The sequence below is a fragment of the Geobacillus sp. Manikaran-105 genome, from assembly GCF_002809955.1.
Classification (GTDB): Bacteria; Bacillota; Bacilli; order Bacillales; family Anoxybacillaceae; genus Geobacillus; species Geobacillus thermophilus.
On sequence record NZ_PIJG01000076.1, the window covers coordinates 1 to 7,125 of the forward strand.

Consider the following 7,125-nt stretch of genomic DNA (forward strand, 5'->3'; position numbering starts at 1 on the left):
GTCAACATGTGATTCACCTCCTTGTCTATCAATATTCACATCATAGACAGGAAAAGCAAAAAATATTCAGCTCACTTTATGATGTGACTGAATAGTTACCAACATCGTATATTCATAACATCAACACAGCCATCCCAACATCGCCCTTCATAATAATTTTACAAAATCGTTGAATATTTCGCCACCATCTCGAGAAAAAACGCAGAGATTTTTCAAGAAGGCTGATGAAAAACACATTTTATAGCAGCAAAAAAGACGGCTCCATGCCGCCAAAGCGTCATATAAACCATCTACACCCGAAACATTTCAAGGTGACATCCATCGTATTAGGGAATCGTTTTTTCAATTTCTCTAACAAATGGCTCGTGCGAAGTATTCTCTAAAAAATCTTCGAATATTTCATCAAGTTGCAAGTTGAGATCTTCATTGACCTCATTCCCGTCCTCGTCATAAATCTCAAAGTGGCTGTACTTCCATTGATCAAATGTTTCCCTAAGCAAGTCACAGTATGTCACCCAATGCTTTCCATAGTTAGACATATACGTCGGCACCCATTGATCAATGTAAACGTTGTTTAACAACTCATCTAACGGAGAACAATAAAATCGCGAGCCCTTACTTCTCCCCAACGATCGGACAAGCTCGGCAAACTCTTCCTTCTTCATTTTCCTCACTTCACCGGAATAGTCATAGCTGATCTTGCCGTTGTATGGGTTGATGAATGGTTCAACGTTGTATATCCATTGGTGCGGTATATGCGTTTGAATCACTTCCATGAGCATTCGGGCAATGAGTTGCGGGATATCACGGAAATCCAATTTCCTCTCCCTCCCTCTAGAAATGTTGATCTATCAAGACTTTTCGGCCCCTCAGGGGTGTCCAAAAAATATTTTCCGACAAAATCCCTTACATCATTTTTCAGTTTTGTGGATATCTTAAAGACCCAAGGTGCGCTCCTTTCTAGCTAAGATACTTCGATGAGCACTCTCGTTTCCCATTGTTCAATCACTTTTTCTCGGCTCGGCTGATGTTTCCAAACTGCTTTTTCGGTCAAGTCAAACATATGGGGATGCAAATCGTTCACTTCCAGTATACTCCATTCAGCAACCGGATTGTCATACTGAATGTCATTCCGTTAGTGTTGCTTGCACAGCTCCACAGGGAAAAGCGAAACTGCAACACTTCGCCAAAGGGAAACACCATTGAAAACACGGAAAGTTCATTGCTGAGGGCCTCACAGCTGAAGAGAGAAATTGGTGCAATGTTGCGGTGGCATTTCTCAAACAGGCGGCTGAAATCGAAAAAAAGCGCCCTTAGGAAATAACAATTGTACACAATCGCCTTCTCATTCCCGTCGAATGCTGTGGAGAAATTCCGCATCGATTACTTTCCTGTCATCGACAAGATCTAACAGTTCATCGTGCGGGCGAATCTCATCATTGCCGTCGGAATAATAAAGGGTGATATGCACTCCTTCTGATTGGGGCGATTTGTAACGCGGGCAAAAAATCACTGTCCCACGAATAAGGCAATTCGCGAATACAAAGCATTCCCTCCCGTCCATGGCAATGAATACAAAAGGAGCGGCGATGCCGCCCCCTCTCTTGACCTGCCATCCATCCGAACGGCAACGGTTATTCTAAATATCATTATAATTGGAAAAACGGTGCATGTAAATCCCTCAGTTGAGATGAACAGGCCATTCGCATCGAGCCAGTTGGCCCCGAGAAGCTTGTGTCCCGTGCGTCAATCCATGCAAAAAGGCGGAGCGATTCGCCTTTTCTTTACCCAAAATAAAGCGATCATTACCCCCCCTGACAACAATGACCTACACTTCTTCCAGCTGAACCTGCTTGCAAATAATTTGCAGCAACGGCTCTGTATAATCAAAGGTATAGATACGAAAATGCTGAAATCCGCTTGAATCTGCTGCTGCATGTTCGAAGCGAATCATGGTAAACAAGCTGTCAAAATGGAGATCCTCCCTCGACATTCCTATGACTTCCTTCCACATTTTGTACTCTACAGCCAAGCAATCCGTAAAATGCAACACGAATGTTCTATTTTCCTCTCTATTCTCCTGTACATCCCAATAATAGTCGATTGTGATAGACAAATCTAACGGATTGTTCCACTTGATATCCGTTATAATGCTATCTGTGAAGTCAAAATGGTCTTTGATTTCTTTATAGTTGTTGGCAATGATCATTTGACTCCCCCTCCTCTCCAGCATGAAAATGCCTCTTCTTTTTAGGAACACCGATCGTCACAACACCATCATGAAAACATTCGATTGCATACTCTCCATGTTGGCAAAGAATAAAAGTGTCTGACCCCACTGCCACCACATCATCAATAGCATGCAGAACTCTCTCTAATGTCGTCTGGATGCCAGGGTTATCAGAATAATTCCATAGCACAATCACATCGTAATGATCAATTCCCCTTTGCCGCAGCCAATCAACTACTTCCGATGCATGCTTTATGTGTTTCTTTTCCGATACCTTTTCCCAATCGATTCTCCCCCAAGGCAAGATCGGGAATCATGTGCACAAATAATCAAAATATGTTTCGGTTTCCCCGCTCGTTAACATCCTCAAGTTCTCATGGCCTATTGCATAAACACACTCTTCAAATAATGTCATGTTTGTCCCCCGCTTCTCGTTCGACACCACTGTATGTACTGTATATATTTTCATGTCTTTTCCACATGCATTGAACTCAACATGAGCGCCACTCTACATTCCTTGCCTCAATAAGAATGATATTCACCCCATCGGATTCCCAAAAAATGAAAAACGACTGCAAACGCAGTCGTATCAAGGAGTTTACGAATTTTCATCCGAACTAGTCGGATCATTGGAACGGCCCCGAGAGGATTCGAACCTCCGACGCACGGTTTAGGAAACCGACGCTCTATCCACTGAGCTACGGGGCCATATGGCTCTCCTTTTTCATTCTATCCATCTGCGCCTAAAAATTCAATAGCTGATAGACAAACAAAATAGAGAACTCCACCCCCGATCCCTCCAAAGTTCGCTCTTCGTTCCCAGCAATTCAACCGTCGGCGGCTTCTTTGCACAACGATCCATCCCCATCGATCGCTCCAATCCGCATCCATCAGCCGAATCCCGCTTCGTTCCGAGGCAATGGAATAGAACGTATAGGCGACGATTGACACCACTCATCCCTCATAGAAATGTCATCTTTATCACCACACACCGCCATTGCCCCCGCATTTTTACGAGGCGCCCCGTCTGCACGGCAACGCAAAACGATGGGATTCGCCGCAGCCTTGAACCGCTGCTTCCCTGATCGCAGGCAAGACGACCTTCTCGCGCCACCGCCCTTGCAAACACCGCAACTTGATCAGCGTCCTTAGGGAGCACCATCCGCACGACGAACGGTTGGCCGTTTGTCATCATCAACATCCTTGGCCGAATCGTCCCCCACGTGGAAAGAACGGTTCCTCACGAAAGAAACCAACATAAGGAATACCATTCGTGAACATAAGGTCGAAATCCTGCATGAATGAAAAAATGGAGAGCTGGGGAAAGCTCTCCGTTTTTCGCTTGTGTGTTCCATCCAAGTCAATACGACGAAATCCCTGCCTTGGCATAAAGGCTCAACAAACATCAACTCGCTTAATCGGGAAAACCTCAAGCAACTAGGAAATCGGCCCCAAACGGCTTTTATTCAGGCACATACATTTTCTGCAGCGGAAGCAGCGCTCTCGCATCGCTAGGCATGTTCTCATACCAATGGACAATCAAGTTGACCAGCTCTTCCAAATCAATCAGTTTCACGGAATTATGTTTGGCGACTGCCTCTGCGTGGGACGTAAAACCGCCTGTGGAGACGAACAGGCAATTGGCATCAATCGGGTTGGCTCCGAGAAGCTGCTGGATTTCCGGGGCCGAGGCGGCGCTTTTGCGATGCTTCACTTGCACCTTGATTACAGGTTTTTCAAAGCCAAACGCGTCCTTATAGGCGAGCACATCCACACCGCCGTCAGGGCCTTTCGGACTCACTTGCACATTGTACCCCATTGCTTGAAGCAAGCCCGCCACTAAATCTTGCATTTGCCACGGATCAAGCTTGTCCACTTTGTCTTGGATCATCATCAACGCTTTTCCAACAAGGTCTTCAACGATTTCTTCCGTTTCCCCCTCTTCAGGTTGAGGTTTGGGGAATGGTTCACTGTGTAAACGCTGCTCGATTTCATCGCCCCATTCGTCCACTCGAAACACCGTCAGCGTCGAACCTAAACTGTTCTTCGCTCCGTCTGATAGCGAATCCCTTGGAACTGTCGCATTTTCCCATTTTACCCGGATGATGTTCGGATAATAGGGATGCCCGATGGAGGGATCGTAACGATGCTCTTCTGTCACGGTTCCAACAATGTACTCCCTTTTCTCTTTTGAATATGTGATCACTCGATCGCCCTTTTTGATTTCATGGGCAAACCGCCATACTTGATTCACCCAACTCGTTCTCGATTTTGGTTTTGACTCGGCAAACACTTCATCCGCCTTTCGCTGCAGCTGTTCTTTCGACCGAACGTTCTTCGGATCGCCCAATCTCGCCCAACCGATCGATGCGATGCCCTTTTCCAGCCAAAGCGGAATCAGTTCATTGCGATCGCCCGCGCGGATCATCCACCATTTTGACATCTAGGTTCCTCCTATAATTGATTCATTTTTTGAATAAGTTCATCTTTCGTCGGATTCGTGTATAGAAGCGTTGTATGTATATTGGAATGGCCAGCTTGATTCGCTACTTCATGCACACTTAATCCTCGGCTAATGGCATGAGAGCAAAAGAAGTGCCGCAAATCGTGCGGAGTAATATCCTTGCCGATGAGTGGCGAATACTCTTTAAACAGTTTATTGACGGTTGTACGGTCTAAACGTTTATTTCGGTTGCTAACGAAAAGGTACTCACTCTCAATCCCTTTTTCTTTCCGTTCCTTCAACCATGACTGGAGAGCGGCTTTAACCTTGTCGTTCATAAATACCACTCGATACTTATCTCCTTTGCCGCTTCTTACCGTGATTTCTCTGGAAACAAGGTTGAAATCATTCATTTTTAGGTTGAGCGCTTCGGAGATTCGCAATCCGGCATACGCTAAAAGCGTAACTAACGCATAATTACGTTTATTGCCGCTATCCAGTACCAGTTGCCGGAATTTCTCGACGTCTTTCAACTCCACTTTGGCTAATGAAGCGTATTGTTGCTGCACCTTCATGTAATCCTTTTTGGTTAATACCATATCCCGCTGCACTTTCATTTCGATCAGAAACTCATTGAATTTGACCAGCGCATTTAACTTTGTATTGACCGTTTTTGGCTTTGCTTGTTTAACGGTTCGCAGAAAGGAAATATACTCTTGGATATTTTCCCGATGCAATTGCCTAAACTCTGTACCTTTTGATTCATCGAACCATTTCAAAAATCCTGCTACCGACTGCAAATAGCCTTTAATCGTGTTTTCGCTTTTTCCTTCTTCCCGTAAATACAGTTCAAATAGTTCCAGTAGTTCCGGCACTCCCCTCACCCCTGTAAACTATGTTGAATTTTTTGTCTTAATTCTAACATCATCACCATCATTTTTCAACATAGTTTACGTTATGTTAAAAAACATCCGTTTTACTAATTCCTCTTGTTTGACATACGTTAATCACGTTATGCTATTAGTAGTTAAGATTTTTTATCTGGCAGGGGAAATTTTATGTTGCCGTATGAAGGAATTTGGGAAATTATAAAAAAAATCATTGAACATGGGCCGGAAATCAAGACTTCTCGCAGATACAAAGGTTTTGATGAAGAACTTTTTGAGGAACTAAAAAATAAGACAGCAGAGTATTATTTAAATACAGCAGAATATCCAGATGAAATTGTTGAATTAATTAAACATATTCCTGAAATTGACTTTACTTACCGTTACAAGGATCCTGCATCAATAAAGTTGAAATTAGAACGTAATCAATTGACAAAACAGCTCTACAAAATTGCAAATGACATTTTAGGAATGCGATTTATTATTAAAGCAGAGACTGCAGAGTTGCAACAGATAGTTCATGAATTTGTAGCATGTTGTCCGTATGGACAAGATGCATGCAACATTGTTGATCAAACATTAGGGAAAACTCATGATGATGGGTATAAAGCCATTCACGTTTATATAAGACCAAATAATTATGTTTTCCCTATTGAAATTCAATTTTGGACAAGAACACATGCATTGTTGAATGAATATTTACATGAACATATATACAAAATGGATAATGATCAATTAAATCAATATGCGTTGGATTTGAGTAGGTGGCTTGAAAGTGTTCCAAGATTTCCTAATAGCGATGAAGTTGCAATTAAGTCATATGTAGACTATATTTATGAACAAGCATTTTCAAACAAATATTTAGATGAAAACGATGAAGATATTGATGACGTTGACCAATATTAAAATGGGTAAAGTTAGGTATCAGTTGGGTATAATTCACGTATAAGTGAGGGAAATGAAAATGAGCAAAGTTTATATTATTTCTGCTGCTGATGATAAGTCGGTTATTCTGGAATTACCGTCAACAAAAGAGGCTAAAATAGCCTACAAATACATTCGTTCTAAAACACCAGAAGCAAGTATTGGAGTATATGGCGCAAGAGATCTTCAAACATTTAGAAGAACACAAAGGACAATCGGACCTGCTACTGTGACGAGATCAGTTGAAACTTTTTTGAAAGCTTTGAACCTGAAAGAGAAATATATTTGGCATGAACCAAAGACCACCTTATAAAAGAGGTGGTTTTCTTTTTGTTTTATTCCCCATTTTTTTCCCGAGTTCGACAGTCACTAGGCAAACAAAATGTCTCTCGCCCCTTGATACAAAAGGGACGAGAGACATTTGGGCACACTTCGGGCGTGTATCTAGGCGCGAGGATGGATGCCTAGGATCTTCGGAGGAGGCTCCAGCCCTAGAGCCGTAAAGAGTTGCGCTTGTTTGGCCGTCAGCTCGGTTCGTTGATAAAGGTCGCCGTTTTTGGAAGAAAAATGTCCAAGCATAAGACGCTCACATTCGTCTCTTACGTTCGGCCACGATTCATGAGTCCGGATCTCTACGATCC

7 protein-coding genes, 1 tRNA gene and 1 pseudogene are annotated in these 7,125 nt (G+C 43.1%); 2 read left to right on the forward strand and 7 right to left on the reverse strand.

Annotation, left to right across the window (positions count from 1 at the left end):
• Nucleotides 1-326: 326 nt before the first annotated feature.
• The 6 genes from CV945_RS15715 to CV945_RS15750 all read right to left on the reverse strand — a co-directional run bounded on the left by CV945_RS15715 (nucleotide 327) and on the right by CV945_RS15750 (nucleotide 5,548).
• Nucleotides 327-818: a hypothetical protein gene (locus CV945_RS15715; protein ID WP_050368580.1), complete on the reverse strand. Its 492-nt coding sequence runs from the start codon at nucleotides 816-818 to the stop codon at nucleotides 327-329.
• Nucleotides 819-1,828: 1,010 nt separating this feature from the next.
• On the reverse strand, nucleotides 1,829-2,209 hold the full coding sequence (locus tag CV945_RS15725) for a hypothetical protein (RefSeq protein WP_060787975.1): 381 nt from the start codon (nucleotides 2,207-2,209) through the stop codon (nucleotides 1,829-1,831).
• Nucleotides 2,187-2,534, reverse strand: a complete 348-nt coding sequence (locus CV945_RS17980) for a CDI toxin immunity protein (protein WP_483299652.1) — start codon at nucleotides 2,532-2,534, stop codon at nucleotides 2,187-2,189. Before CV945_RS17980 ends, CV945_RS15725 begins: the two co-directional genes overlap by 23 nt.
• Before the next feature lie 331 nt (nucleotides 2,535-2,865).
• Nucleotides 2,866-2,938, reverse strand: a tRNA-Arg gene (locus CV945_RS15730).
• A gap of 754 nt (nucleotides 2,939-3,692) precedes the next feature.
• A complete protein-coding gene (locus CV945_RS15745) occupies nucleotides 3,693-4,673 on the reverse strand; it encodes a restriction endonuclease (protein WP_100660136.1) in 981 nt (326 codons plus the stop codon).
• Nucleotides 4,674-4,684: 11 nt separating this feature from the next.
• Nucleotides 4,685-5,548: a tyrosine-type recombinase/integrase gene (locus CV945_RS15750; protein ID WP_094238553.1), complete on the reverse strand. Its 864-nt coding sequence runs from the start codon at nucleotides 5,546-5,548 to the stop codon at nucleotides 4,685-4,687.
• Nucleotides 5,549-5,731: 183 nt separating this feature from the next.
• On the opposite strand from CV945_RS15750, the gene CV945_RS15755 reads away from it, so the two are divergent.
• Nucleotides 5,732-6,466, forward strand: a complete 735-nt coding sequence (locus tag CV945_RS15755) for a nucleotidyltransferase family protein (RefSeq protein ID WP_094238552.1) — start codon at nucleotides 5,732-5,734, stop codon at nucleotides 6,464-6,466.
• 58 nt (nucleotides 6,467-6,524) lie between these two features.
• Complete coding sequence (locus tag CV945_RS15760) at nucleotides 6,525-6,797, forward strand: hypothetical protein (protein ID WP_094238551.1); 273 nt, start codon at nucleotides 6,525-6,527, stop codon at nucleotides 6,795-6,797.
• Between the two features lie 131 nt (nucleotides 6,798-6,928).
• Here the strand turns inward: CV945_RS15760 and CV945_RS17660 are convergent.
• Nucleotides 6,929-7,125: pseudogene (locus tag CV945_RS17660) on the reverse strand (IS1634 family transposase); the annotation flags it as partial.